The organism is Microbacterium testaceum (genome assembly GCF_020781835.1).
GTDB lineage: Bacteria > Actinomycetota > Actinomycetes > Actinomycetales > Microbacteriaceae > Microbacterium > Microbacterium testaceum_H.
In genome coordinates, this window is sequence record NZ_JAJGNJ010000051.1 from 1 (window position 1) to 465 (window position 465).

General features: G+C 66.0%; 1 protein-coding gene. It reads left to right on the forward strand.

Going from position 1 to position 465, the window contains the following annotated elements; all coding sequences use genetic code 11:
* Positions 1 to 108: 108 nt before the first annotated feature.
* A complete protein-coding gene (locus tag LL239_RS17585) occupies positions 109 to 330 on the forward strand; it encodes a hypothetical protein (protein ID WP_228164616.1) in 222 nt (73 codons plus the stop codon).
* Positions 331 to 465 lie beyond the last annotated feature (135 nt).

Below are 465 nucleotides of genomic sequence, written 5' to 3' on the forward strand. Positions count from 1 at the left end.
GGTGGATGCCCCCGGCGCGGCGAAGGACCCGTCGCCGGGGGCCACTCCTACGATCGGCTCAGATGCGTCGCGGGATTCCGGCCCGGACGCGCCCACCGAAGGAGACTCATGGACGATCAGACGCGCGAGCTTGTTGCCGAAGCGATGAAGGGCGTCGACGAGCTTGTTGACGCGCAACTCTCCGCCCCGAGCATCGTCCTGAATGAGACCGGTGGCATCGACTTCGACGAGTGGGTGAAGTACGTCAACGTCATGACTCGACTTCTGACCACACAGACTGCGCGCGTCACGATGCTGGCGGTCGCGCTCGCTTCGGACGGCGGCCAGTAGGCGAATCAGCTCGGCTCGCTCGCGACGCGTGCCCAAGAGCGTCGAACTCGCTGATCCAGCGAACGGGCGGGACGAGTCAGTACCTGCGGGGCGCGATCCACAGGAGGAAGTGAGGGTGGTCATGATGCCACCGCC